At 69.9% G+C, this 25,433-nt stretch carries 22 protein-coding genes, 1 tRNA gene and 2 pseudogenes; 12 read left to right on the top strand and 13 right to left on the bottom strand.

Going from position 1 to position 25,433, the window contains the following annotated elements; genetic code table 11:
- Positions 1-99: 99 nt before the first annotated feature.
- Positions 100-1,443 carry a histidine kinase gene (locus tag V1460_RS04725; RefSeq protein WP_338672315.1) on the bottom strand — a complete coding sequence of 448 codons (1,344 nt, stop codon included), beginning with the start codon at positions 1,441-1,443 and terminating at the stop codon, positions 100-102.
- A 154-nt stretch (positions 1,444-1,597) separates the two neighbouring features.
- Between V1460_RS04725 and V1460_RS04720 the strand changes: the two are divergent.
- From V1460_RS04720 to V1460_RS04690, 7 genes and pseudogenes are all read left to right on the top strand, one after another.
- Positions 1,598-2,210: pseudogene (locus V1460_RS04720) on the top strand (hypothetical protein).
- An 11-nt stretch (positions 2,211-2,221) separates the two neighbouring features.
- Positions 2,222-2,292: transfer RNA gene (locus tag V1460_RS04715), tRNA-Gln, on the top strand.
- Between the two features lie 115 nt (positions 2,293-2,407).
- Positions 2,408-3,856: a bifunctional UDP-N-acetylglucosamine diphosphorylase/glucosamine-1-phosphate N-acetyltransferase GlmU gene (gene glmU / locus V1460_RS04710; protein WP_338672314.1), complete on the top strand. Its 1,449-nt coding sequence runs from the start codon at positions 2,408-2,410 to the stop codon at positions 3,854-3,856.
- Positions 3,857-4,006: 150 nt separating this feature from the next.
- Positions 4,007-4,981, top strand: a complete 975-nt coding sequence (locus V1460_RS04705; RefSeq protein ID WP_338672313.1) for a ribose-phosphate diphosphokinase — start codon at positions 4,007-4,009, stop codon at positions 4,979-4,981.
- A 200-nt stretch (positions 4,982-5,181) separates the two neighbouring features.
- Positions 5,182-5,793, top strand: coding sequence for a 50S ribosomal protein L25/general stress protein Ctc (locus tag V1460_RS04700; RefSeq protein ID WP_338672312.1), 612 nt, complete (start codon positions 5,182-5,184; stop codon positions 5,791-5,793).
- A gap of 89 nt (positions 5,794-5,882) precedes the next feature.
- A complete protein-coding gene (gene pth, locus V1460_RS04695; protein WP_338677893.1) occupies positions 5,883-6,479 on the top strand; it encodes an aminoacyl-tRNA hydrolase in 597 nt (198 codons plus the stop codon).
- Between the two features lie 140 nt (positions 6,480-6,619).
- Positions 6,620-7,066 (top strand): hypothetical protein, encoded by a 447-nt coding sequence (locus tag V1460_RS04690; protein ID WP_338672310.1) that lies wholly within the window; start codon positions 6,620-6,622, stop codon positions 7,064-7,066.
- 145 nt (positions 7,067-7,211) lie between these two features.
- On the opposite strand, the gene ppc is transcribed toward V1460_RS04690, so the two are convergent.
- Complete coding sequence (ppc, locus tag V1460_RS04685) at positions 7,212-9,941, bottom strand: phosphoenolpyruvate carboxylase (protein ID WP_338672308.1); 2,730 nt, start codon at positions 9,939-9,941, stop codon at positions 7,212-7,214.
- A 324-nt stretch (positions 9,942-10,265) separates the two neighbouring features.
- Here ppc and V1460_RS04680 point away from each other — a divergent pair, with 324 nt between their 5' ends.
- On the top strand, positions 10,266-11,255 hold the full coding sequence (locus tag V1460_RS04680; protein ID WP_338672307.1) for a fatty acid desaturase: 990 nt from the start codon (positions 10,266-10,268) through the stop codon (positions 11,253-11,255).
- The gene (locus V1460_RS04675; protein WP_338672306.1) at positions 11,252-11,923 is read left to right on the top strand and encodes a TetR/AcrR family transcriptional regulator; all 672 of its coding nucleotides are present in this window, start codon (positions 11,252-11,254) and stop codon (positions 11,921-11,923) included. The genes V1460_RS04680 and V1460_RS04675 overlap by 4 nt, the downstream gene beginning before the upstream one ends.
- A 165-nt stretch (positions 11,924-12,088) precedes the next feature.
- On the opposite strand, the gene V1460_RS04670 is transcribed toward V1460_RS04675, so the two are convergent.
- A complete protein-coding gene (locus V1460_RS04670) occupies positions 12,089-12,451 on the bottom strand; it encodes a VOC family protein (RefSeq protein WP_338672305.1) in 363 nt (120 codons plus the stop codon).
- Positions 12,452-12,499: 48 nt separating this feature from the next.
- Positions 12,500-13,327, bottom strand: a complete 828-nt coding sequence (locus V1460_RS04665; protein WP_338672304.1) for a trans-aconitate 2-methyltransferase — start codon at positions 13,325-13,327, stop codon at positions 12,500-12,502.
- A 130-nt stretch (positions 13,328-13,457) separates the two neighbouring features.
- On the opposite strand from V1460_RS04665, the gene V1460_RS04660 reads away from it, so the two are divergent.
- Positions 13,458-13,955 carry a MarR family transcriptional regulator gene (locus V1460_RS04660; RefSeq protein WP_338672303.1) on the top strand — a complete coding sequence of 166 codons (498 nt, stop codon included), beginning with the start codon at positions 13,458-13,460 and terminating at the stop codon, positions 13,953-13,955.
- Here V1460_RS04660 and V1460_RS04655 read toward each other — a convergent pair.
- Positions 13,914-14,717, bottom strand: coding sequence for a response regulator transcription factor (locus tag V1460_RS04655; protein ID WP_338677892.1), 804 nt, complete (start codon positions 14,715-14,717; stop codon positions 13,914-13,916). The genes V1460_RS04660 and V1460_RS04655 overlap by 42 nt on opposite strands.
- A 438-nt stretch (positions 14,718-15,155) precedes the next feature.
- Between V1460_RS04655 and V1460_RS04650 the strand changes: the two genes are divergently transcribed.
- The gene (locus V1460_RS04650) at positions 15,156-15,296 is read left to right on the top strand and encodes a hypothetical protein (protein WP_338672302.1); all 141 of its coding nucleotides are present in this window, start codon (positions 15,156-15,158) and stop codon (positions 15,294-15,296) included.
- An 87-nt stretch (positions 15,297-15,383) separates the two neighbouring features.
- Here V1460_RS04650 and galE read toward each other — a convergent pair whose 3' ends face one another.
- From galE to V1460_RS04625, 5 genes and pseudogenes are all read right to left on the bottom strand, one after another.
- A complete protein-coding gene (gene galE / locus V1460_RS04645) occupies positions 15,384-16,352 on the bottom strand; it encodes a UDP-glucose 4-epimerase GalE (protein ID WP_338672301.1) in 969 nt (322 codons plus the stop codon).
- Positions 16,349-16,643 (bottom strand): annotated as a pseudogene (locus V1460_RS04640) (galactose-1-phosphate uridylyltransferase); the annotation flags it as partial. The gene galE and the pseudogene V1460_RS04640, both read right to left, overlap by 4 nt.
- 54 nt (positions 16,644-16,697) lie before the next feature.
- Positions 16,698-17,381, bottom strand: coding sequence for a response regulator transcription factor (locus V1460_RS04635; RefSeq protein ID WP_338672300.1), 684 nt, complete (start codon positions 17,379-17,381; stop codon positions 16,698-16,700).
- Positions 17,382-17,782: 401 nt separating this feature from the next.
- Positions 17,783-19,594, bottom strand: a complete 1,812-nt coding sequence (locus V1460_RS04630) for an ABC-F family ATP-binding cassette domain-containing protein (RefSeq protein WP_338672299.1) — start codon at positions 19,592-19,594, stop codon at positions 17,783-17,785.
- 364 nt (positions 19,595-19,958) lie between these two features.
- Positions 19,959-21,290 (bottom strand): acyltransferase, encoded by a 1,332-nt coding sequence (locus tag V1460_RS04625; RefSeq protein ID WP_338672298.1) that lies wholly within the window; start codon positions 21,288-21,290, stop codon positions 19,959-19,961.
- A 140-nt stretch (positions 21,291-21,430) separates the two neighbouring features.
- On the opposite strand from V1460_RS04625, the gene V1460_RS04620 reads away from it, so the two are divergent.
- Entirely contained in the window at positions 21,431-21,931 is a 501-nt protein-coding gene (locus V1460_RS04620) for a MarR family winged helix-turn-helix transcriptional regulator (protein WP_338672296.1), read from the top strand.
- Positions 21,932-22,198: 267 nt separating this feature from the next.
- Here the strand turns inward: V1460_RS04620 and V1460_RS04615 are convergent, their stop codons facing one another.
- From V1460_RS04615 to V1460_RS04605, 3 genes are read right to left on the bottom strand one after another with little or no spacing between them, the layout of a single operon-like run.
- Complete coding sequence (locus tag V1460_RS04615; protein WP_338677891.1) at positions 22,199-23,119, bottom strand: 4-(cytidine 5'-diphospho)-2-C-methyl-D-erythritol kinase; 921 nt, start codon at positions 23,117-23,119, stop codon at positions 22,199-22,201.
- 2 nt (positions 23,120-23,121) lie between these two features.
- Positions 23,122-23,988: a 16S rRNA (adenine(1518)-N(6)/adenine(1519)-N(6))-dimethyltransferase RsmA gene (rsmA, locus tag V1460_RS04610; RefSeq protein ID WP_338672295.1), complete on the bottom strand. Its 867-nt coding sequence runs from the start codon at positions 23,986-23,988 to the stop codon at positions 23,122-23,124.
- Positions 23,985-25,289: a ubiquitin-like domain-containing protein gene (locus tag V1460_RS04605; protein WP_338672293.1), complete on the bottom strand. Its 1,305-nt coding sequence runs from the start codon at positions 25,287-25,289 to the stop codon at positions 23,985-23,987. Before V1460_RS04605 ends, rsmA begins: the two co-directional genes overlap by 4 nt.
- Positions 25,290-25,433: the final 144 nt, after the last annotated feature.

The following is a 25,433-nucleotide window of genomic DNA, read 5'->3' as shown; positions in this document are numbered from 1 at the left end:
GTACCGAGCCCCAGCCGACCCACCGACCGCCACTCGCCGCCGCAGGAACGCCACACCGCCCCTCGCCCCCAGGCTCAGGCCCAAACCCAGGCCGAGCCATCACGCCGAAGGCAACACCGCCGACACCCGGAAACCACCCGCGTCCGTAGGCCCCGACAGGAACACCCCGCCCAAGGCCGACACCCGCTCCCGCATCCCGACCAGACCGTTGCCGCCACTCGGCAGACCGGCATCAGCCACACCACACTCCGACGGGCCGTTCTCCACCTGCATCGCGATCTCTCCCACACGATGCGCCACCCGCACCCACGTGCGCGCCCCCGCCGCATGCTTGTGGACGTTCGTCAAAGCCTCCTGCACCACCCGGTACGCCGTCTGCTCCACCACCGCGCGATACGGACGCCCCACCTCGCCCTGCACCACCAGCTCCACAGCCATCCCCGCCAACCGGGACTGCTCCACCAACGGCTCCAGATCCGCCAGCGAAGGACCCTCCGCCGCCGCCACAGCAGCCGCAGCGGCCGCCTCCCGCACCGCGGCCAGCGGCACCGGCGGCGCCGCGACCGCACGCCCCACAGCCGCCGGACGCCCACCGGCCACACCACCGGCGCCGCCCGCGTCATCCGCACGCAGCACGCCCAGCATCTCCCGCAACTCCGTCAACGCCTGCCGGCCCATATCCCCCACCAGCGCCGCGTTCCGCACCGCCTTCTGCGGATCCTTCAGAGCCACCGCCTGCAACGCCGCCGCATGCACCACCATCAGACTCACGCGATGCGCCACCACGTCGTGCATCTCACGCGCGATCCGCGTCCGCTCCTCCGTACGCGCCCACTGAGCCTGCTGCTCCGCACGATCCGCCAGCAACGACAGCTCCTGCTCAAGACTGACCGCCCGCTCCCGCAGACTCTCCATCAGCCGGCGCCGCGCCCCCACATACAGCCCCAAGAGCAACGGCGGCGCCGTCAGCCCCACCGACATGACAAGCGACACCAGCGGCACGTACCAGAACCCCGGATCGAAATCCGCCCCCACGTCCTGCCGAGTCCGCACAAACGTCACGATCAACGTCCCCAGCAGGGACATCCCCGACAAGGCGACGATGATCCGCCGCGGCGCCTCGGACGCGGCGAGCGTGTACAGCCCGACGATGGCCATCACGAAGCCCATCTCCGCGGGCGTGATCGCGATCGAAACCAGCACCACACTCGCCGGCCACCGCCGCCGCAACACCAGCACCGACCCGGCGACCAACCCGAAGAGCACCCCGAGCGGCACCGCAAGCCCTGCCGCCTGCGCGAAGCGCACCCCCTCCAGCGCACACTCCGCAGCGGACACGAGCCCCAGGCCCACATCCAGCACCGCACTGCGCCGTCTCCCCCACCACAGCCAGGACCGGGCACTGGTGCCCGCCGAGTCCTGGTGTGCCCCCGTTGTGGTCATGCCTCACAGACTACGGAAAGCCCGCACCGAATTTCCGTGACTCCAACAGCACACAATGCAATCGAACAAGGTCACAACAACACACATCCGCTCGAACCGCTGAATCGATTACATCTTCGACCCGAAATCCCGCAGTCCGCCGGAACCTGGCCCCATGACAACCGCGAACGGCAAATACGCGGACCTCGAGGGACTACGCGCCCAGGCCATCGCACTGCGCCGCGAGGGCCTCAGCCTTCGCCAGATCCGCGACCGACTCCACATCGACAACAACGACATCCTCAACAGACTCGTCAAAGGCGAACCGCCCCCCGACTGGGCCAAACGCCCCAACGCCAAGGACGACCTGCGCGACAAGGCACGCGAGCTGCGCCGCCAGGGCATGACCTGCGACCAGATCCAGGAGCGACTCGGCTGCCCGAAGAGCTCGATCTCCCTGTGGGTGAGGGACCTGCCGAAACCGGTACCGCGCTACACCGACGAGGAGCGGCTCGCCTTGATGCAGGCCGGACTCGCCCATCTGCGTACCGCCCAGGACGAGGCACGCCAGGAGACCAAGCGCGAAGCCCGCAATGACGTCGGCACGATGACCGACCGCGAACTGTTCCTGGCCGGAAACGCGACGCAAGAACACCGGAGCCGCCTACCACGGCTGCCTCACCGTCTACGTGAAGGACAGCGCCACGCTCTACCGTCGCACAGAAGGGGCTTGGTACGGCATAGTGGGGGCTGGCAAGCCGGAGTCCGATCAAGGAATTCGGACATAAGGCGTTAACCATCCCAGGTCGTCTAATGGCAGGACAAATGGTTTTGGTCCATTGAATGAGGGTTCGATTCCTTCCCTGGGAGCGCCAGACAATGAGGGCGGGTCCTGACCTCTTCGGTCAGGACCCGCCCTCATTTCACCCCTGAAACCCCCCGGTATCCTTCGGGTGTCCACCACCTGAAGCCGAAGGGCATTCCCGTGAGCGCCAACCGCCCGGCAGCCGTCGTCGTCCTCGCAGCGGGTGAGGGCACCCGCATGAAGTCGAAGACCCCCAAGGTCCTCCATGACATCGCCGGGCGTTCGCTCGTCGGGCATGTCGTCTCCGCCGCCCGCGAGCTGGACCCGCAGGATCTCGTCGTCGTGGTCGGCCACGCGAGCGAGCAGGTCAAGGAGCACCTGTCGGCGCATTTCCCGGGTACGCGGACGGCCTACCAGGCGGAGCAGAACGGCACCGGCCACGCGGTGCGGATGGCGCTCGGTGAGTTGGGGCACGCACCCCAGGGGACCGTGGTGGTCGTCTGCGGTGACACTCCACTGCTGTCCGGTGAGACGCTCGGCGCGCTGGTCGCGACGCATGCCGCGGACGGCAATGCGGTGACGGTGCTGTCCGCCGAGGTGCCGGATGCCACCGGGTACGGCCGGATCGTACGTGACGCCGCGTCGGGTGCGGTGACGGCGATCGTGGAGCACAAGGACGCGAGTGACGCGGAGCGCGCGATCCTGGAGATCAATTCCGGGGTGTTCGCGTTCGACGGCCAGTTGCTGGCGGACGCGCTGGGCAAGGTGCGTACGGACAATGTGCAGGGCGAGGAGTACCTCACCGATGTGCTGGGCATTCTTCGTGAGGCGGGGCACCGGGTGGGTGCGTCGGTGGCGGGTGATCACCGGGAGATCCTGGGGATCAACAACCGTCTGCAGTTGACTGAGGCTCGTGGGCTGCTGAATCGGCGGCTGCTGGAGCGGGCGATGCTGGCGGGTGTGACGGTGGTCGATCCGTCGTCGGTGCTGGTGGACGTCTCGGTGACGTTCGAGCCTGACGCGGTGGTTCATCCGGGTACGCAGCTTCTGGGTGCCACGCATATCTGTGGGGATGCCGAGGTGGGTCCGAACACCCGGTTGAGGGACACGACGGTGGGCAGCGGCGCACGCGTGGACAACACGGTGGCGGAGTCGGCTGTGATCGGTGAGGGCGCGTCGGTGGGGCCGTTCGCGTATCTGCGTCCGGGTACGCGCTTGGGTGTGCGGGCGAAGGCCGGTACGTATGTGGAGATGAAGAACGCGTCGATCGGCGAGGGGACGAAGGTTCCGCATCTGTCGTACGTGGGTGATGCGACGATCGGCGATTTCACGAACATCGGCGCGGCGAGTGTGTTCGTGAACTACGACGGCGAGTCGAAGCATCACACGACGATCGGTTCACATTGCAAGACGGGTTCGGACAACATGTTTGTTGCCCCTGTCACAGTGGGGGACGGTGCGTACACCGCCGCCGGCTCGGTGATCACCAAGGATGTGCCCCCGGGTTCGCTGGCCGTGGCCCGTGGCCAGCAGCGGAATATCGAGGGTTGGGTCGCCCGCAAGCGGCCCGGGAGCGCTGCAGCGCAGGCGGCTGCCGAGGCGGGCCGTCAGTTCAGCGACGAAGGCTGACCGGAAACAGGCGCGCCGTTCTCGGCGTACCGTGATACGTGCATGTAGGGGGCCTGGGGATGCCCCTTGGGTGCACACCCCCTGGCTGGCTCGCCGTTTGCAGGGACGGGCGGATCAGCACCAGAGCGACACGGCTGAGGAGACAGTGCTGTGACCGGGATCAAGACGACCGGCGAGAAGAAGATGATGCTCTTCTCCGGCCGCGCCCACCCCGAGCTGGCGGAGGAGGTTGCGCACCAGTTGGGTGTGGGCCTGGTGCCGACCCGGGCGTTCGATTTCGCCAATGGTGAGATCTACGTCCGTTTTCAGGAGTCGGCGCGTGGAGCGGATTGCTTTCTGATCCAGAGCCACACGGCTCCCATCAACAAGTGGATCATGGAGCAGTTGATCATGATCGATGCTCTGAAGCGGGCTTCGGCCCGGAGCATCACCGTGATCGTCCCGTTCTACGGCTACGCCCGTCAGGACAAGAAGCACCGGGGTCGTGAGCCGATCTCGGCACGGCTCGTGGCGGATCTGATGAAGACGGCGGGTGCGGACCGGATTCTCGCGATCGATCTGCACACGGACCAGATCCAGGGCTTCTTCGACGGCCCGGTGGACCATCTGTTCGCACTGCCGCTGCTGGCGGACTACGTGGGCGCGAAGGTCGACCGCTCGAAGCTGACGGTCGTGTCTCCGGACGCGGGCCGGGTGCGGGTGGCAGACCGTTGGTGCGACCGTCTGGACGCTCCGCTGGCGATCGTGCACAAGCGGCGCGACAAGGACGTGGCGAATCAGGTGACGGTCCATGAGGTGGTCGGCAATGTCGAGGGCCGGGTGTGCGTGCTGGTCGACGACATGATCGACACGGGTGGCACGATCTGTGCGGCTGCTGACGCGCTGTTCGCACACGGCGCCGAGGACGTGATCGTGACGGCGACGCACGGTGTGCTGTCGGGTCCGGCCGCCGACCGGCTGAAGAACTCGAAGGTGAGCGAGTTCGTGTTCACGAACACGCTGCCGGATCCGGGCAATCTGGAGCTGGACAAGATCACGGTGCTGTCGATCGCTCCGACGATCGCGAGTGCCGTGCGTGAGGTGTTCGAGGACGGTTCGGTGACGAGCCTCTTCGAGGAGCAGTAAGGACCGAGGGGTCACTGCGCTAGATCGATTTCCGGGGCGGCCTCCCCGCCGAGTAGACTGCACAGGTTGCTCGGCGAGGGAGGCCGTACTCGTACGCCTGTAGGCGTATGTACGGCGGTCCGTTATCGACGCGCTCTTCGTAGCAGGCCAGTCGTGGCCGGGTGACTGTTCCGTTTCGTCACCGCTTACGAGGAGTGCATATGTCCGAGGTGAAGATCACCGCCGAGGTCCGCAGCGAGTTCGGCAAGGGCGCTGCCCGCCGCATCCGTCGCGAGGACAAGGTCCCCGGCGTTCTGTACGGCCACGGTTCGGACCCGATCCACGTCACGCTGCCGGGTCACGAGCTGCTGATGGCGCTGCGTACCCCGAACGTCCTGCTGGCGCTGGACATCGAGGGCAAGAAGGAGCTGGCGATCCCGAAGGCCGCGCAGCGTGACCCGCTGAAGGGCTTCCTGGAGCACGTCGACCTGCTGCTGGTGAAGCGCGGCGAGAAGGTCACCGTCGAGGTGCCGGTGCACGCCGAGGGCGAGCTGGCTCCGGGTGGCAACCTGCTGGAGCACGTGCTGAACGCGCTGCCGGTCGAGGCCGAGGCGACCCACATCCCCGAGTCGTTCACGGTGTCCGTCGAGGGCCTGGAGGCCGGTGCCTCCGTCGTGGCGAAGGATGTCGAGCTGCCCAAGGGTGTCACCCTGGCCGTCGACGAGGACGCTGTGGTCCTTCAGGTTCTGGCCGCGCAGGCGGAGGAGCCGGCTGCCGAGGGCGAGGAGGCCGCGGAGGCCGAGGCCGCTCCCGCTGAGGGCGCCGAGGGCTGAGCGGGCCCTGTTCCCTGCTTTTTTCTGTCACCGCCCCCCGTGCCGTCCGGCGCGGGGGGCGGTGCCGCTATGAAGGAGACATGCAGCAGATGACGACGGACGCGGCGGCTCCCTGGCTGGTCGTCGGGCTCGGCAATCCCGGGCCGGACTACGCGGGCAACCGCCACAATGTGGGGTTCATGGTGGCCGATCTGCTCGCCGAGCGGATGGGCGGGAAGTTCAAGCGGGCGACGAAGGCTCAGGCGCAGGTGCTGGAGGGACGGATCGGTCCTCCGGGTCCGGCGAACCGCCGGGTGATCCTGGCGAAGCCGATGTCGTACATGAACCTGTCGGGCGGCCCGGTGGCGGCGCTGCGGGACTTCTACAAGATCCCGGTGGACCACATCGTGGCCGTGCACGACGAGCTGGACATCGACTTCGGGGTGCTGCGGCTGAAGCTCGGTGGTGGGGACAACGGCCACAACGGGCTGAAGTCGATGACGAAGGCGATGGGCGCCGACTACCACCGGGTGCGGTTCGGTATCGGGCGTCCGCCGGGACGGATGCAGGTGGCGGACTTCGTGCTGAAGGATTTCTCGTCGACCGAGCGGAAGGAGCTGGGCTACTTCGTGGACCGGGCGGCGGACTCGGTGGAGTGTCTGGTGTCGGAGGGCCTGGAGCGGGCGCAGGGCACGTACAACTCCTGACAAGCGACTCATAGCACCGGCCGGAGGTTGACCTGGTGCGGGCGGGTACCGAAGGATCGCGCTCCATGGAGCGGAAGTCGTCCCGGAAGCCGGCGTCTCGGAGGCGTAAGCAGGAGCGGAGGCGTAGGCCGTCCGGCCGGATGGTGGAGCATGGCCGCCGTGCCGCCACGGTGCTGGTGGCGGTGCTGCTGCTGGCCGCCGGGGTGTGGTCGTCGTGGGGTACGGCGCAGCATGTGGTGCTGTCCAAGGGGCGTGAGCACGGCACGCTGACGGTGGTGCGGTGTGGTGCGGAGACGTGCACGGGGCCGTTCGATCCGGAGGGGTCTCCGGGGGCGCTTGACGGTATGACGATCGACCGGTCGGTGGCGGTGGCCAGGGGCGACCGGCTCGATGTGGTGGTGAAGCCGGGCACGGATGAGGTCGTGCGTGCCGGCTGGCCGGGGGCACTGCACGCGTGGGTCCCGCTGGGCGGAGCGCTGCTGTTGGCGGCGCTGGTGATCGGGGGCGGGCTGCGGTTGACGCGGGTCGCCTGGGGGGCTGCGGCGGCCGGTGGGGCACTGCTGCTGGGGGCATTCTTCGCGCTCTGATCGAGTGGCACTCCGATCGAGTCGCGCTCCGATGCCGTCGCACCGTGATCGAACGAGCGTCTGATCGAGCACGTCTGATCGAGCCGCATACGTGAGGCGGGGGTCCGGTCGTCCGGACCCCCGCCTCACGTATGCGGTAGGGGTGTCAGCCGGTGTTGCGCAGTCCGGCGGCGACTCCGTTGACGGTGAGCAGCAGGGCTCGTGACAGCAGCGGGTCGGCTTCCTCGCCGGATTGGGCTGCTGCCCGCTGGCGGGCGAGCAGGGAGACCTGGAGGTAGGAGATCGGGTCGAGGTAGGCGTCGCGGATGGCGAAGGTCTGCTGGAGTGCCGGGTTGGAGTCGAGGAGTCGCTTGCCGCCGGTGATCCGCAGAACCTCCTGGACGGTGAGGGTGTGCTCGGCCTCGATGGTGGCGAAGACGTGCTTGAGGTGTTCGGGCACGAGGGTGTCGACGTAGTGCCGGGCGATGCGCAGGTCGGTCTTGGCGAGGGTCATCTCGACGTTGGAGATGAAGTTGCGGAAGAAATGCCACTTCTCGTACATCTCTTCGAGTACGGAGTCGAGTCCGGCGTCCCGCATCGCCTTGAGTCCGGCACCGACGCCGTACCAGCCGGGAACGATCTGCCGTGACTGGGTCCAACCGAACACCCAGGGGATCGCCCGAAGCCCGTCGAGCCCCGCGCCGCTGTCGGGGCGGCGTGAGGGGCGCGAACCGAGGTGGAGCTCGGCGAGCTGGTCGACGGGGGTCGCGGCGAAGAAGTACGCGGGCAGGTCCGGGTCTTCCACGAGACGCCGATAGGCGGTGTGGGCGGCGTCGGACGCGGTGTCCATCGCGGCGTCCCAGCGGGCGAGGGCCTCGTCGGGCTGGCGCGGGGCGGTGTGCAGGGCGGAGGCCTGGAGGGTTGCGGCCACCGTCAGCTCCAGGTTCTCCCTGGCCAGCGAGGGGATGAGGTACTTGTCGGAGATGACCTCGCCCTGTTCGGTGACCTTGATCTCGCCTTCGAGGGTGCCCCAGGGCTGGGCGAGGATGGCCTCGTGGGTGGGGCCGCCGCCGCGCCCGACGGTGCCGCCGCGGCCGTGGAAGAGCCGCAGCCGCACCCCGTAGCGGTGGGCGACGTCACGCAGTCGGCGCTGGGCGCGGTGGATCTCCCACTGGGAGGTGGTGATACCGCCGAACTTGGACGAGTCCGAGTAGCCGAGCATGACCTCCTGGACGTCACCGCGCAAGGCCACGAGCCGCCGGTAGGACGGGTCGGCGAGCATGCCGTCGAGGATGACGTCGGCGGCCTTCAGCTCGTCGGTCGTCTCCAGCAGCGGCACGATGCCGATCTTCGCCCACCCCGCGTGCAGGTCGATCAGCCCGGCTTCACGGGCGAGCACGGCGGCGGCGAACACATCGTCGGCGCCCTGGCACATGGAGATGATGTACGACTCGACGACCTCGGGCCCGAAGCGCTCGAAGGCTTCCTTGACGGCGTGGAACACACCAAGGGTCTTGGCGCCTGCGGCGTCCAGGGGCGCCGGGGTGGGGGCGAGCGGGCGACGGGAGCGCAGCTCCTTGGCGAGCAGCTTCTGCCGGTAGTCGCGCGGCATGTCGGCGTAGCGCCAGGTCTCCTCGCCGAGCCGATCGAAGAGCTGGCCGAGTGCGTGGTGGTGGGCGTCCGCGTGCTCGCGCACGTCCATCGTGGCGAGCTGGAGCCCGAAGGCGGCGATGGTGCGGATGGTGCGGTCGAGATGGCCGTCGGCGAACAGGCCGCCGCGGTGGGCGCGCAGCGAGGTCTGGATGAGCTCCAGGTCGTGCAGCAGTGCCGCGCTGCCGAGGTAGTCGCGGCCGGGTTCGTGGGCACGGCCCTCGGCGAGGCGCTTACGGGTGTTGACGATCTTCTGCCTGATGCAGGTGGCCTTGAGGCGGTAGGGCTCTTCGGCGTTCAGCCGCTTGTAACGGGGGCTGATCTCAGGGAGGCGCTCCAGGTCGGTCTGGAGGGATTCGAGTAGTTCCTCGGTGGCCCCGGTGTAGCGGATGGAGTTCGACAGCAGGGCGCGCAGCTGGTCGACGCTTTCGAGTGCGTCGGTGATGCCGTGCTCATGCTGGAGGATCAGTACGTCACGGGTGACGTCGGGGGTGACGTTGGGGTTGCCGTCGCGGTCGCCGCCGATCCAGGTGCCGAAGGTGAGCGGGCGGGTGCCGGGCGGCAGCTCGACGCCGACGCGCTCGAGTTCGGCGGCGAGGTCCTCGAGTACGTCGCCGACGGCGCCCGCGTGGAGTTCGTCCAGGTAGTAGATGGCGTTGCGGGCCTCGTCGGCGGGCTCGGGGCGGACTACGCGGAGCTCGTCGGTCTGCCAGACGAGGTCGATGTTCTCGGCGAGCCGCAGGTCGTGGCGGCGCCGGTCGGCTGCGATGACCGGTGTTTCGAGGAGCTCGGCGATGCGCCGGAGCTTGTTGAGTACGGACCGGCGGGCGGCTTCGGTGGGATGGGCCGTGAACACGGGCCGTACGTTCAGGTTGCGCACCGTCTCGCGCAGATGCCGGGGGTCGGCGTCCTTGAGCATGTCGGCCGTGCGGGACAGCAGTCCGCCTTCGGCGGCGCGCCGTTCACGCAGCTCACGACCCCGGTGCACCTGCTCGGTGACATTCGCCAGGTGGAAGTAGGTGGAGAACGCCCGTACGAGCTTGGCGGCGGTCTCCAGGTCGGTGTCGCCGAGCAGCGCGGCCGCTGCCTCGCCGTCCGTACGGGTGAGGGCGCGGACCCGCTCGACGAGGTCCAGGAGGTCCGGGCCCTCCTGGCGTACGAGGGTCTCGCCGAGCAGATCGCCCAGTCGGCGGATGTCCGAGCGCAGTTCGGCGCTGGCGTTCGAGGTGTTGTCGGCACTGCTCACAGGTGCGGCTCCTTGCAGTGTTTGAGCACGTCTGGAGGGGTTTCCGGAGTCTTGCGGACCGCGCTGTCCGACGGGGACCAGGATAGGTGGCCGTTCTCCAGTCGTTGTCCAGGGCCCTCTTGCCGCGAGGCTGCACGCTGCCATACTTACGACGCCGTAGGTTACGGAACCGTAGACCGACACGGACAGCCACAGACGGCCGCAGACAGCCACAGAAGTCACGGACGGCCCAGAAGACAGCAGACGGTCGCATACGGCTCACGGAAGGCCGCGGCCGGTCACAGCCACGAACCATTCGCACATCTCACCCGCCAGGGGACCCCCATGACCACAAGCCCCGATGTGATCGACGACGCCCGGAAACCCGACGAAGAAGGTGACCACGCGCTCCCACTCGCCACTCTCGGCGGCGACAAGAAGCGCTCGGTCGAGCAGATCGCCCTGCTGGCGTTCATCACCGTGCCGTTCCTCGCCCTCCTCGCGGCGGTGCCGCTGGCCTGGGGCTGGGGGGTGAGCTGGCTGGATCTGGGCCTGATGGTGGCGATGTACTACATCAGCTGCCACGGCATCACGATCGGCTTCCACCGCTACTTCACCCATGGCTCCTTCAAGGCCAAGCGCCCGCTGCGGATCGTGCTCGCCGTGATGGGTTCGCTGGCCGTGGAGGGCCCGCTGGTGCGCTGGGTGGCCGACCACCGCAAGCATCACCGGTTCTCGGACGCCGAGGGTGACCCGCACTCGCCGTGGCGCTACGGGGAGACGGTCCCGGCGCTGATGAAGGGCCTGTGGTGGGCCCATATCGGTTGGATGTTCGACCAGGAGCAGACGTCGCAGCAGAAGTACGCCCCCGACCTGATCAAAGACCCGGCGCTGCGGGCGGTGTCCCGCCAGTTCGCGCTCTGGACCATGGTGTCGCTGGCGATCCCGCCGCTGGTCGGCGGTCTGGTGACGATGTCGTGGTGGGGCGCGTTCACCGCGTTCTTCTGGGGCTCGCTGGTACGCGTGGCGCTGCTGCACCATGTCACCTGGTCGATCAACTCGATCTGCCACGCGGTGGGCAAGCGGCCGTTCAAGTCCCGTGACCGCTCGGGCAACGTGTGGTGGCTGGCGGTGCTGTCCTGCGGCGAGTCATGGCACAACCTGCACCACGCCGACCCGACGAGTGCCCGGCACGGTGTGATGCGCGGCCAGATCGACTCCAGCGCCCGGCTGATCCGCTGGTTCGAGCTGGCGGGCTGGGCCTACGACGTGCGCTGGCCGAGCGCGGACCGGATCGACGCCCGGCGGCAGAAGCGGCCCGCGAAGACGGCATGATTGACGACGTGGCGATTGACGGCGGTAGCAGCAGCGACAGGCCCCGGCGAGTACGCAGGGTGCGGATGACGGGGGCGGAGCGACGCCAGCAACTGCTCGACATCGGCCGGGCGCTGTTCGCCGAGCGGGGCTTCGAGGGCACGTCGGTGGAGGAGATCGCGGCGAAGGCCGGGGTCTCCAAGCCGGTGGTGTACGAGCACTTCGGCGGCAAGGAAGGCCTGTACGCGGTGGTGGTGGACCGCGAGATGCGCCAGCTCCTGGACATGGTGACCGGGGCGCTCACCGCGGGGCATCCGCGCGAACTGCTGGAGCAGGCGGCGTTCGCGCTGCTCGACTACATCGAGACGTACACCGACGGATTCCGCATCCTCGTGCGTGATTCGCCGGTCGCCCAGTCGACCGGCACCTTCGCCTCGCTGATCAGCGATATCGCCACGCAGGTCGAGGACATCCTGGGCATGGAGTTCAAGAACCGCGGCTTCGACCAGAAGCTGGCGCCGCTGTACGCCCAGGCCCTGGTGGGGATGGTGGCGCTGACCGGCCAGTGGTGGCTGGATGTGCGCAAGCCCAAGAAGGCGGAGGTCGCGGCGCATCTGGTGAACCTGGCCTGGCACGGTCTGGACGGGCTTGAGCAGAAGCCGCGGCTGATAGGGCACCGCAAGAGCTGAGCCCCTCTCAGAGGCTGGGCGCGGACGCCACTGCGGCACAAGCGACACCGCGACGCCGCCCTGCGGAGGCGTTCGAGCACCGTTCACCCGATCGGGGAGCGGGCGTCGTCACGGTCCCCGGTGCCCTCGGCCGAGGGCGGCCCGCCGGCCGAGGGCACCGGGCCGTCAGGCCAGCGGCTCCAGGAACTCCAGGCGGTTGCCCACCGGGTCCTCCGAGTAGAAGCGGCGGTGGCCGGGGAGGTTCTCGTCCCAGACGACCTCGGCTCCGCGGGATGCGAGGCGGTCGGCATATGCCTCTATCCCGGTGACACGCAGGCCGGGGTGGGCTTTGCGGGCCGGGTGGAAGTCCTGCTCGATACCGAGGTGCAGCACGACGCCTCCCGCCTGGAACCAGCAACCGCCGCGTGCGGCCAGCACCGGTGGCTTCGGGATCTCGGTCATCCCGAGGACATCCGCGTAGTAGGCGCGCAGCTCCTCCTCGCTGCCGGTGGGTGCGGCGAGCTGGACGTGGTCGACGGCGGTCAGCATGGGTCCCCCCGAGTATCGGCTTCGGTGTCGGTGACCAAGGGCCGTCCCTCAGACGGCCTTGCGGGCCACCGCGAAGATCCTCCGGAACGGGAACACCGTGCCATGCGGACCTGGCGGGTAGGCCTTGCGGAGCAGATCGCGGTACTGGTCGAGGAATTCGGCCGCCGCCTGCGGGTCCCCGTCGAGTGCGGTGAGGACCGGCCGCAGAGCCGTGCCCTTCACCCAGTCCAGTACGGGGTCCTCGCCGCCGAGCAGCTGGGAGTACGTGGTCTCCCAGACATCGGTCTCGCAGCCGAGGTCGGCGAGCCGCAGCAGGTAGTCGGCGGGCTCCAGGACATGGACGAAGCGGCGGCCGTGGTCGCCGAGGCGGTCGCGCCACCGGGCCGATTCACACAGTTCGCCGAGCAGGGCGTGACTGGGCGAGGTGAAGTTCCCAGGGACCTGGAAGGCGAAGGTGCCGCCGGGTGCGAGGCCGTCGATCCAGGCGGCGAAGGAGCCGGGGTGGCCGGGCACCCACTGCAGGGCGGCGTTGGAGACGATCAGGTCGTAGGGCTCGTCGGGGATCCAGCGCGCGGCGTCGGCGAGGCGGAAGTCGATCGAGCCACCGCCGGGGGTCGGACCCGCGTGTTCCTTCTCGGCACGGGCGAGCATCTCCGGGGAGAGGTCGAGTCCCGTGATGCGGGCGTCGGGCCAGCGGTCGGCGAGCAGGACGGTGACATTGCCCGGTCCGCAGCCGATGTCCGCGATGCGGGCGGGACGGCCGTCCGGACCGTGCGGCGGGTCGGGGATACGGGCGAGGAGATCAAGGAACGGGCGGGTGCGGTGCCCGGAATGTCGGAGGTACTGCTGAGGATCCCAGGTTGGTACGGAATGCATGTTCGAGCCCCCTTGCTGGAACGAAGCAGCCAAACGGAACGAGGTTCGGCCCGACCATGCCCCATAGTCCACCCGACTATATCTTGACGTCAAGAGACTTCATGTCGAGGGACCATCTACACTGATCGTCATGGAGGACGAGGTCGATCGACTGGTTGCTGCTTGGCGCCGCGAGCGCCCCGACCTCGACGTGGAACCGCTCGAGGTGCTCAGCCGTATCTCCAGGCTGGCCCGCCATCTCGACCGTGCGCGCCGACTGGCGTTCTCCGAGCACAGCCTGGAGCCCTGGGAATTCGACGTACTGACGTCACTGCGGCGTGCGGGCGCCCCCTACCAGCTCTCCCCGGGCCAGCTGCTGACACAGACCCTGGTGACCTCCGGCACGATGACCAACCGGATCGACCGCCTCACGAAGAAGGGCCTTGTCGAACGGCTGCCCGACCCGAGCGACCGGCGCGGCGTGCTTGTCCGACTCACCCCCGAGGGGCGGGACCGCGCCGATCAGGCGCTGGCCGGACTGCTGGATCAGGAGCGGGCGATCCTGGCCGAGCTGTCCCGGACACAGCGCGGCGAACTGGCGGCACTGCTACGCCAGCTGACCGCCCCGTTCGACAACGTCCCCGGCTAGACCGGCCGGACCCAGTTCCACCGGTCCGACACCGGCTCGACGGGCCAGCGCGACGGCGGCCAGAGTGGAGTGCACCCCCAGCTTTCCCAGCACGTTCTGCATATGCGTGCGAACCGTGTGCGGAGACAGGAAGAGCCGCTCCGCGACGGCCTTGCGGCCGAGGCCCGCGACCATGCAGCGCAGCACCTCGCGTTCACGCGGAGTCAGCGACTCCACCAACTGCTCGCTCTCCGTGCGGTGCTTGCGTGCGGCGGTGAGCTCCCTCAGCACAGCGGTGAGCAGCGCGGGAGGCAGATGGGTTTCCTCGCGGAGCACGCCCCGGATCACCGTGAGCAGCCGCTGCAACGAGCAGTCCTTGGCCAGCCAGCCCGACGCCCCGGCCTGCAACGCGAGCGCCGCCCGGCGCGGGTCGTCCTTCTCCGCGAGCACGATGGAACGCACTGCCGGACGGGCCGAGCGGACCGCGGCGACGAGGGATATGCCGTCCACGAAACCGCCGTCGCCGTTGTCCGGCACGGCGCGGGCGACGACCGGCGCGGCCGGGGCCGCGGCAGCCGCTGCGGCGGCGACGCCGAGGTCCGCGTCCACGAGCATCACATCGAATCTGCGCCCGTCGGCCGCCGCGCGGTCCATACAGCGCAGTGCGGCCGGGCCGCTTCCGGCCGCCGCCACCTCCACGTCCGGCTCGGCCGCGAGTGCCGCGGCCAGCGACTCGGCGAAGATCCGGTGGTCGTCCACCACCAGGACCCGAATTCGAACCACGACACCCCCAAGCTGCATATTTCCGGAGTATTCCGGCACACTTCAACGAGCCCTGCCGCGCTCGTACGGCGCCCGGAAGGAGTGCTGTGCCCGCCCCGACAGCCGTCGCCGCGCTTCTGACTTGACTACCCCGCCCGGAGCGGCGTACCCGGCCGTCTCGCCCCCTGATCAGCACCGGTCCCCACCAGTGCTGTGCTTCAGAGTAAGGCTGGGGACGGGAAGCGGAAGCACATTGACAGAACTGTTTGGCCAGCGCGTTCACCGTGTGTCAGGTGTTTCGTTCTGAGACAGAAGTAGACAGGGATTGGCACGTTTCGCGGTCATATCGCGCTGACATGACGCCCTGCCATAGGCCGCTGTCACCGGGCGCGGCAGACAGCAGCGGTTGCCACGGGAGGCGCCGGGCACGCGCACCCAGCGCCCGGGCCCCCGGTCATCATGGAACTGGCCGCGCTGCCGGACCCGCCCCGACGGCTTGCAGTCGGCAGCCAGTCCTTCGATCACGTCCTGGAGATGAACCAGGCCCGAACGGACCTCCACCAGTCCTGGGAGCACCTCAGCCGGATCGCACCCGGCTGACCGGGGCCGGCCCGCCATGGCATTCCGCGGTCCCTCCGTTCGCTCTCCAGGTGCCGGCCCGCCATCGCTGAGGCATCACCCGTGAACTCAGCCGCGCGCCGCGGCCCTGGCCTGTGCGAACTCCCAGGCGTCGGCGACGATCCCGGCGAGGTCGGCCCTCGACGGACTCCAGCCGAGCCGTTCACGGGCCGCGTCGGCGGAGGCGACGAGTACGGCCGGGTCGCCCGGTCGGCGGGCGGCAACCACCTCGGGCACCGGATGTCCGGTGACCTTGCGGACCGTCTCGACGACCTCACGGACGGAGAATCCGTTGCCGTTGCCGAGGTTGCAGATGAGGTGCTCACCGGTGGCGATCCGGTCCATGGCGAGCAGATGCGCCTCCGCCAGATCGGCGACATGGATGTAGTCCCGTACGCAGGTGCCGTCGGGCGTCGGGTAGTCGTCGCCGTAGACGGAGATCGCCGCACGGGTGCCGAGTGCCACTTGGAGGACCAGCGGAATCAGATGCGACTCGGGGTCGTGGCGCTCACCGCAGTCACCGTACGCGCCAGCCACGTTGAAGTAGCGAAGCGAGGCTGCGCCGAGCCCGTACGCGGCGCAGTGGCCGCTGATCATCTGGTCGACGGCCAGCTTGCTCGCGCCGTAGGGGTTGGTGGGGGCGGTCGGGTCGGTCTCGGTGATCGGGGTCGACACCGGCTCGCCGTAGGTGGCGGCGGTGGACGAGAACACCAGCTTGTCCACCCCCGCCGAGCGCATCGCGGCCAGCAGGGCCATGGTCCCGCCGACGTTGTTCGTCCAGTACTTCTCGGGGTCCGCGACCGACTCGCCGACCTGGGAGTACGCGGCGAAGTGGAACACTCCCTCGAAGCCGGGGCGCAGCAGCCGGGCGGCGTCCTGGACCCGGCCTTCGATGAAGTCGGCGCCATCCGGCACGCCCGCGCGGAAGCCGGTGGACAGGTCGTCGAGCACCGTCACCCGGTGGCCCGCCTCCAGCAGGTGTGCCACCACGACACCGCCCACATAGCCGGCCCCGCCCGTCACCAGATAGTCGCTCATGTGGTCGTCGCCACCTCTCGCAGTCGCTCGGCCGCGGCCTCGGGCCGCACATCGTTCGTGAACACGCTCGTGCCGGACTCCGACCCGGCGAGGTACTTCAGTTTGCCGGGCGGGCGACGGACGGTGCCGGATTCAGGGCGAAGTCACCACGCCGCTCGTCGTCGAACGGCGCCTGGTGCCACGCGGCGACATAGGGCGTCGGCGGCTCGTCGGGGCCGACGGTCCGGTCGAAGCGCAGGAGAAGGGTCCCAGACGGATCTGTGGGGACTCTATGCGTGCGCCGTCGCTGAGCGCCGAAGCCCAGGAGCGCTGTTCCGGGGTGGAGGGGCACTCACGGCTCACGGCTCAGTCGGCCTGGCGGGGCACTTCCGGCGCACGGTCCAGCAGACCCGTGCGGGCCGCGAGTGCTGCCGCCTCCAGCCTGGAACCGACGCCGAGCTTCATCAGCACGCGCTGGACATGCGTGCGCGCGGTGCTGGGAGCTATGCCCATGCCTGCGGCGATCAGCCGCGTGTCCTCACCCTCTGCCACCCGGACGAGCACCTCCACCTCGCGCGGGGTGAGCATCCGCAGCAGCCGCTGCCCTTCGTCGTCCGGCTGGACCGCCGGGTTCAGCAGTTCGGCGAAGGCTCCCTGAAGCAGCTGCGGCGCCACCGCCGTCTCCCCCGCGCGGGCCTTCATCATGGCGCGCTCGACGCCTTCGATGCGCTCGTCATGGCGTACGTATCCCGACGCACCGGCCGCGAACGCCGCGGCTATCCCGCGCGGGGACGGTACGGGCCCCAGCACCACCACCGCGACCTGCGGGCGCTCCCGCTTGATCCGCGCGATCGGGTCGAAGACCCCCGGCTCGGCGGGTGTCCCCGTGCCCAGCAGGCACACCTCCGGTGCCCTGCTCACCACCAGCTCGGCCGCTCCCGCCGTGGGCGCCGCCGCAGCGAGCACCCGGTGCCCGCGCAGTTTCAACGCCGATGCGAGCGCCTCCGCGAGCAGTCGGTGGTCATCGACCACCATGAGCCGCACACCCATTCGAGCAAACCCCCCAATACCCCTGGAGTCGGCCCCCCGGCCACCCAGCCCTGTTGACCCGGCAAGCTACACGCTTGTTCGACGTTGTGCGCCCGTTACCTGCCAGAAGCCCCCCAGATTGCCGAATTCTTCGCCAAAACGGCCCGGCGCCGCGATCTAATGGATCAGGGCGCCGGACTCGTTCGAGCAACGCGTTCCGCTGGCGCGTTCACGGCGCCTTTCGCGGCGGTGGAGGCAGTGGTGGCGCCAGTGGTGGGGCGCGGACGAGGCACCGGTGACTCGACCGCGGCCCCGCGCCGGGGGTCGCGGCGAGGTACTCGGCACGGTCGGCGCTCAAAGGCACCGACAGCAGGGCGCGCTGCCCAGGCCCCGGCTCCGCTCACCGGTCCCGCCGCCTGGACTCAGGAGTCCTCGGCGAGCTCCAGCCAGCGCATCTCCAGCTCCTCGCGCTCCACCACCAGTCCACGCAGTCTCGCGTCGAGTTCCGCCACCTTCGCGAAGTCGGTCGCGTTCTCGGCGATCTGCGCGTGCAGCTTCGCCTCGCTCTCGGAGAGCTTGTCCAACTGCCGCTCGATCTTCTGGAGTTCCTTCTTCGCAGCGCGCAGCTCCGCGGCGGACTTCTCGGGAGCGGCCGGACTTCCCGCCGCCGGGGCGACCGGGGCGGGGACGGCGGCTTCGATCATCCTCTGGCGCCGCTCCAGGTACTCCTCGATGCCCCGCGGCAGCATCCGCAGCGAGGCGTCGCCGAGCAGCGCGTACACCTGGTCGGTCGTACGCTCCACGAAGAAGCGGTCGTGCGAGATCACGATCATCGAGCCGGGCCAGCCGTCGAGAACGTCCTCGAGCTGGGTCAGGGTCTCGATGTCCAGGTCGTTGGTGGGCTCGTCCAGGAAGAGCACGTTCGGCTCGTCCATCAGCAGCCGCAGCAGCTGGAGCCTCCGCCGCTCACCACCCGAGAGATCGCCGACCGGGGTCCACTGCTTGTCCTTGGAGAAGCCGAACTGCTCGCACAGCTGTCCGGCCGTCATCTCCCGCCCCTTACCGAGATCGACGCGGTCCCGCACCTGCTGCACGGCCTCCAGCACGCGCAGGGCGGGATCGAGTTCGGCGACCTCCTGCGACAGGTAGGCCAACTTCACGGTCTTGCCGCTGACGATCCGCCCCGCGCTGGGCTGCACCTCGCCCTCGCTGCGGGCGGCCTCCGCCATGGCCCGCAGCAGCGAGGTCTTCCCTGCGCCGTTGACGCCGACCAGCCCGATCCGGTCACCCGGGCCGAGCTGCCAGGTCAGATGCTTCAGCAGCACCTTGGGACCGGCCTGGACGGTCACGTTCTCCAGGTCGAAGACGGTCCTTCCGAGCCGGGTGGTGGCGAACTTCATCAGCTCGGACGTGTCGCGCGGCGGCGGCACGTCCTTGATCAGTTCGTTGGCCGCCTCGACCCGGAACCGGGGCTTCGACGTACGCGCCGGCGCCCCCCGCCGCAGCCAGGCCAGCTCCTTGCGGACCAGGTTCTGCCGCTTGACCTCCTCGGTGGCGGCGATCCGCTCGCGCTCGGCGCGGGCGAAGACATAGTCGGAGTAGCCGCCCTCGTACTCGTACACCGTGCCCCGCTGCACGTCCCACATACGAGTGCAGACCTGGTCGAGGAACCACCGGTCGTGGGTGACGCACACCAGCGCGGAGCGTCGCGCCTGGAGGTGGCGGGCGAGCCAGGCGATGCCCTCCACGTCGAGGTGGTTGGTGGGCTCGTCCAGCACGATCAGGTCCGGCTCGCCGATCAGCAGCTTGGCCAGCGCGATCCGCCGCCGCTCCCCACCCGAGAGCGGCGCGATGACGGTGTCGAGACCCTGCGGGAACCCGGGGAGGTCGAGCCCGCCGAACAGTCCGGTGAGCACGTCCCTGATCTTGGCGTTCCCGGCCCACTCGTGGTCGGCGAGGTCACCGATGACCTCGTGCCTGATGGTGGCGCCCGGGTCGAGGGAGTCGTGCTGCGTCAGCACTCCGAGCCGCAGCCCACCGCTGTGGGTGACCCGACCGGTGTCGGTCTCCTCCAGCTTGGCGAGCATCCGGATCAGGGTGGTCTTCCCGTCTCCGTTGCGCCCGACGACACCGATACGGTCCCCCTCGGACACGCCGAGCGACACTCCGTCGAGCAGGGCACGGGTGCCGTACACCTTGCTGGCTGCCTCGACATTGACCAGGTTGACGGCCATTTCTCTCCTGACAGGGGGATCGATCGACCTCCCAGCCTAGTCGCCGACGGACGAGCGACGGCCGCTCGGGGCCGGTACGCGAACGCCGGTGCGGCAAGCCGGCGACAGGGCTCGGGGACGGCCCCGCAGCCCATGGCCGTACGGGCCGTCCCGGGCCGGCGGCGAGGGCGCTCGCCCTGAGCCGCTCACCGTGACGGCGTGGGGCCGGAGCCCTGACCGGTGCTCGCCGTGCCGTGTGAATTCACCGCGCACGACAAAGCGGTCCGTGTTTCAAGCGTTTCGCCGGGACCGGACGTCGTTGCCCGATGCGGGGCCGTGTCGCCCTCGGCCGCGGTACGTCACCGACGTCCGCGTACGACGGGGCTCACCGCTCCGTGCGCCGCGTCCCGAACCCCGGCCGCTCCACCAGCAGCCACCCTCCCAGCGCCATCGCCACCGCCACCGGGGCCGTCACCGGGAAGGCGATCAGCATGGCCGAGCGACCTTCCAGCAGGCCCCCGAAGCCGACCATGGACAGTCCGAGCACGCCGAGCAGGCAGCAGGTGATGCCGAGGGCCGCCAGCGGGCCGGAGCCGGGGCCGGCCGGGGTGGCAGGCGGGGAGAGCGGGGAGGGGCGCTCGAAGGTGCGGAAGGCGGCGACCAGCAGCGCCGTGAGGACCGCCGCGGCGACGACACGCAGCGGGGCCTGGGCCCACCAGGCCGCCGTGGCCGGGGCGGGGAGGGAGGTGCCGGTGGCGAGGAGAACGCCGTAGACGCCGAGCATGGCGGTGAGGTGCCACAGGAACGCGGTCATCGCGATGCCGTTCGCGGCGACGACCGTACGCCAGACACGGGAGCGGGCCACCAGGCGCGTGCCGGGGGCGCGCAGCAGTTCCACCGCACCGACCAGCCAGAGGCCGTGGCACAACAGGGCGAGGGTGGGCGGGGCCATGTTGGAGACCTCCTCCCCCGGCATGCCGACCATGGACAGCGGATACGGGCCGAGGGCGACCAGCGCGACGGCTCCGGTGAGGCCGCCGAGCGCCAGGGCGGCGGGGAAACGCAGGCGCCCGTCGGCGCGGAGGAAGCCGAGTTGGTGGACGGCGAGCCAGACGAAGGCGAAGTTCAGGAACTCCACGTATGCGACACCGAAGGCGAACCGCAGTACGTCCACCGCGACCGCGCCGCCCGCGAGCGCACCGAACGCGGCCCAGCCGTGGCGCTCGTGGAGCTTCAGCAGCGGCGGGGTGCAGGCGGCCATGGCCAGATAGACGCCGATGAACCACAGGGGCTGGGTGACCAGCCGCAGCGTGACCTCGGTGAGTCCGCCCCCGCCGCCCAGGAATTGGATGGTCAGCGCCGCGGCGCCCCATACCGCGATGAACACCATCGTGGGCCGCAGCAGCCGCCGCAGCCGGGCGCGCAGGAAGAGCGCGTACACGGATCCCTCCGGCCGGCGGCGGCTCAGCGAGCGGTAGGAGAGCGCGTGCGAGAAGCCTCCGACGAAGAAGAAGACCGGCATGATCTGCAGGGCCCAGGTGAGCGGTTGCAGTTGCGGGACGACGGCGAGGAGGTTGCCGACACCGTCGGCGGTCACCGCGGCCATCAGCCAGTGGCCGAGCACGACCGTGCCGAGCGAGGCGACCCTCAGCAGGTCTACGTAGCGGTCCCTGGTGTCCGGGGTGGCTTCGGCGAGCTCACGAACGCTTGATCCCATGCAGCCAGGTTCACGGGGTGCGGTATGCGGGCGACAGCGTTCTCGTACTCAAATCACCTGTGAGTACTCGTAGTACCAGGCCGTGGCTGAATGTCGCGTTCCGATGGTTCGGCGCGCCGGAGGAATGTAGCGTCGCGATCATGGAATCACTGACTGGATCCACCACCGACCAGGCGCCGGCCAACCCGGCCGCCACCGATGGCATGTTGGCCGCTCAGCCGGTCGGGTACTGGTGCGGCCTGACCCAAACGGCCGTCACCCGACATCTGCGTGACGCCATGGCCAGGATCGACGTCACGCAGCCGCAGTACTGGGTACTCAACCGCGTGAACGGCGGTCCCCCGGCGCCGAGCCGTGAGGAGGTCGTCGCGCAGCTGACGCACCTTGCCGACGGACCGCACGAGATCGCCAGGGTCGTCGACCAGTTGCTCCACCGCGAATGGCTGCGGATCGACGACGGGCAGCGTCTGCACCTCACGGATGCCGGGGAAGCCGCCAGAGTACGGCTCCGTGAGCTGGCGACCGAGGTGCGTGCCGTGGTCCACCAGGGCATCACCGACGAGGAGTACGTGGCCGCACTCAAGGTGCTGCGCAGGATGGTGGCCAATGTCGAGGGCAACGAGACTCCCGGCGCGCTCTGATTTCGCGATCTTGTGACGGACCCGGCTGGGAACGGGGGCACCCCGTGGTCATCGGTTGGTGCGGACAAACGAAGATCGTTCGGCGCACCCACGGCTCACGGCATCGAGCCGATCTCCTTGCCCGTCCCGGAAATCCGTCACCTGCCTGCCGCCGTCTCCGGCCCACCGGCCATGACCGCCCAGGCTGCTGCACCGGTCAACCCGGCGCAGACGCCGCCAGGCAACAGCCCGACACAGCCACTACCGACGACGGTCCTGCCGGATAGATCACGAAACCGCACCGGAGTACTGGATCACCGTCGCGCCCCGAGCGGGTGCACCGGTGGCCCTGGCCGTACGGCAGCTGCCCGAGGCCAGCAGGGCCTCGGCGATTCCCGCCGCCGCGTCCGCGTCCTTCGCGAGGAACGCCGTGGTGGGGCCGGATCCGGAAACCAGCGCGGCCAGCGCCCCGGCAGCAGTACCCGCCGCCAACGTGTCCGCGAGCGAGGGGCGCAGCGAGAGCGCCGCCGGCTGGAGGTCGTTCACCAGCGAGCCCGCCAGGGCGCTCGTGTCGCCGGTGCGCAGGGCTTCGAGCAGTTGCGACGAGGCGACCGGGGCGGGGACGGCCACATCCGCGTTCAGGCGGTCGAACTCCCGGTACACGGCGGGCGTCGACAGGCCGCCGTAGGCGACCGCGAACACCCAGTGGAAGTCCCCGCCGACCGGCAGTACGGTGAGCCGCTCGCCGCGGCCGGTGCCCAGCGCCGCGCCGCCGACCAGGCTGAACGGCACATCACTGCCGAGCTCGGCGCAGATGTCGAGCAGCGCGGACTGCGGGGACTCCAGGCCCCAGAGCGTGTCGCAGGCCAGCAGCGCGCCCGCCCCGTCGGCGCTGCCGCCCGCCATACCGCCCGCGACGGGGATGTCCTTGGCGATGTGGATGTGCACGTTCGGCTCGATACCGTGCCGGGCGGCGAGCAATTCGGCGGCGCGGGCGGCGAGGTTCCCGCGGTCGAGGGGGACCTGGTCGGCGTCCGCGCCCGTGCAGCTGATGGTCAGGCTGTCGGCCGGGGTGACCGTGACCTCGTCGTAGAGACCGACGGCCAGGAAGACATTGGCCAGGTCGTGATAGCCGTCGGGGCGGGCCCCGCCCACCGCCAGTTGGACGTTGACCTTGGCCGGTACCCGTACGGTGACGCCCGCGCTCAGCCTCACATCGCCCCCTTGTGCTCCGCGATACGGGCGAATTCTTCCACCGTCAGCGACTCGCCCCGCGCCTGCGGGGAGATCCCGGCCGCGACCAGTGCGGCCTCGGCGGCCGCTGGGGAGCCCGCCCAGCCGGCGAGCGCCGCCCGCAGGGTCTTGCGGCGCTGTGCGAAGGCCGCGTCGACCACGGCGAACACCTCGGCCTTGGAAGCGGTCGTCCTCACCGGCTCGGTGCGCCTGACCAGGGAGACGAGCCCGGAGTCGACGTTGGGCGCGGGCCAGAAGACATTGCGGCCGATCGCCCCGGCCCGCTTGACCTCGGCGTACCAGTTGGCCTTCACCGAAGGCACGCCGTACACCTTGTTGCCGGGCCGGGCGGCGAGCCGGTCGGCGACCTCCGCCTGCACCATCACCAGCGTGCGCTCGATGGTCGGGAAGCGGTCCAGCATGTGCAGCAGCACCGGTACGGCCACGTTGTACGGGAGGTTCGCGACGAGCGCGGTCGGCGGCGGTCCCGGCAGCTCCTGCACGTGCATGGCGTCGCAGTGGACCAGCGCGAAGCGGTCCTCGCGCTCCGGCATCCGGGCGGCGATCGTCGTGGGGAGCGCGGCGGCCAGCACATCGTCGATCTCGACGGCCGTCACCCGGTCCGCCGCCTCCAGCAGTGCGAGGGTCAGCGAGCCGAGTCCGGGGCCCACCTCCACCACCACGTCGTCGGGGCGCACCTCGGCGGTGCGGACGATCCTGCGAACGGTGTTGGCGTCGATGACGAAGTTCTGGCCGCGCTGCTTGGTGGGGCGTACGCCAAGCGCTGCGGCCAGTTCTCGGATGTCGGCGGGGCCGAGGAGGGCATCGGGGTCGGTGGTGCTCACCGGTACAGCCTACGGCCGCAGTGCGGCCACGGATTCGCCCCCCGCTGCGAATAGAGCTTCTTGGCCCGGTACGTCTGCTCCGCCGCCGGGGCGTCCTGGGGCCGTCCGCGGCCGCCCATCGAGCGCCAGGTGCGCTTGTCGAACTGGTAGAGCCCGCCGTATGTGCCGGACGGATCGACAGCCCCCGGCCGACCACCGGACTCACAGGCGGCGAGACCGTTCCAGTCGAGGCCCTCGGCACCCTTGGTGCCCCCGGTACCGGCGGCCACCTCGGTGACGCCGGCGCTCCCGGCGCCGCCGGCCCAGCCGCCTCCCTCGTGGACGCGCCACGGCCTGGTGCCGACCCTGACACGTTCGGCGCGCGGCTCCCGCACCAGCTTTTCCGCGATCTTGCGCGGCCGGCCGTCGCGTACGCCGTTGACGGTGCGCACGGCGAAGGTGGTGCGGCGCACACCGTGCCGTCCGCGCTGTTCGACACGTTCGGTGCCGGATGCCAGCTCGGGGTCCTCGACCCGGACCGTGGGGTACGGGACGTGCTCCTCACGGGCCTCCTCGCCCGTGGTGATCCGCAGGACGGTGATGGTCTGGCCGTCGCGCGGGAAGCTGCCGGGGGCCAGGGATGTGGTGTCCTGGCCGTTCAGGCGGATCCCGGCCGCATCGACGACCTCCCGGACGGTGGCGGCGTTGGTACGGACCGTGTGGGAGCGGCCGTCGGCGCGTACGGTGATCTCCCGCTCGGTACGTACGTCGAGGCGTAGACCGTCGCGTGAGATCGGCAGCGAACGGGACACGGACAGGTACGCGCCTTCGGCCCGCACCCCGAGTTGGTCCAGCGCGTCCTCGACCGTGTGGGCCGTGGTCCACACCGCGCGGCGCCGGCCGTCGATGCTGAGGGTGACGGGGCGGCCGTAGCGCACCACGATCTCGTCCCCGTCGGCCAGGGACGTGCTGGGCGCGGGCGCCACGATGTCGTGCTCACCGAAGGCCACACCCTCTTCGGCGAGCAGCTCCGCCACATCGCCTGCGAAGGTGTGCAGGCGGTGCGGCACGCCGTCGACGCTGAGCAGGACGGCCTTGTCGGCGGCGACGAAGGTGGAGGTACCGCCGGCGAGTACCGCGATCACGAGGGCTTGCGGCACGAGACGGCGCAGGCTCAAGGAGTGCCGGGGACGGCCGCCGCGCGCCCTGCGGCGCCAGGCGGCACAGCGTTCACCGGCGCGGGCGCCGCCCGTCCCCGAGTCGGGTTCGATGGCGGCGCAGGCGCCGGCCGCGGTGCGGTGACTGCCCTGCGAAGTGCTCACGACGCCGGGACCCTAGCCGAGGTCGGTCGCTCTCCCAAGCAACCCGGCTACGCGGTGTCGCGGCGTTCGCGGCGTTTCGGGCACCCCTCGAGGGTGCGCGTCCGGCCCCGCTCGGTAGCCGAATCGGCGGCCGCTCGGCAGTCG

This window comes from Streptomyces sp. SCSIO 30461 (assembly GCF_037023745.1).
GTDB lineage: Bacteria > Actinomycetota > Actinomycetes > Streptomycetales > Streptomycetaceae > Streptomyces.
This window is presented reverse-complemented; position numbering and strand designations above follow the sequence as displayed.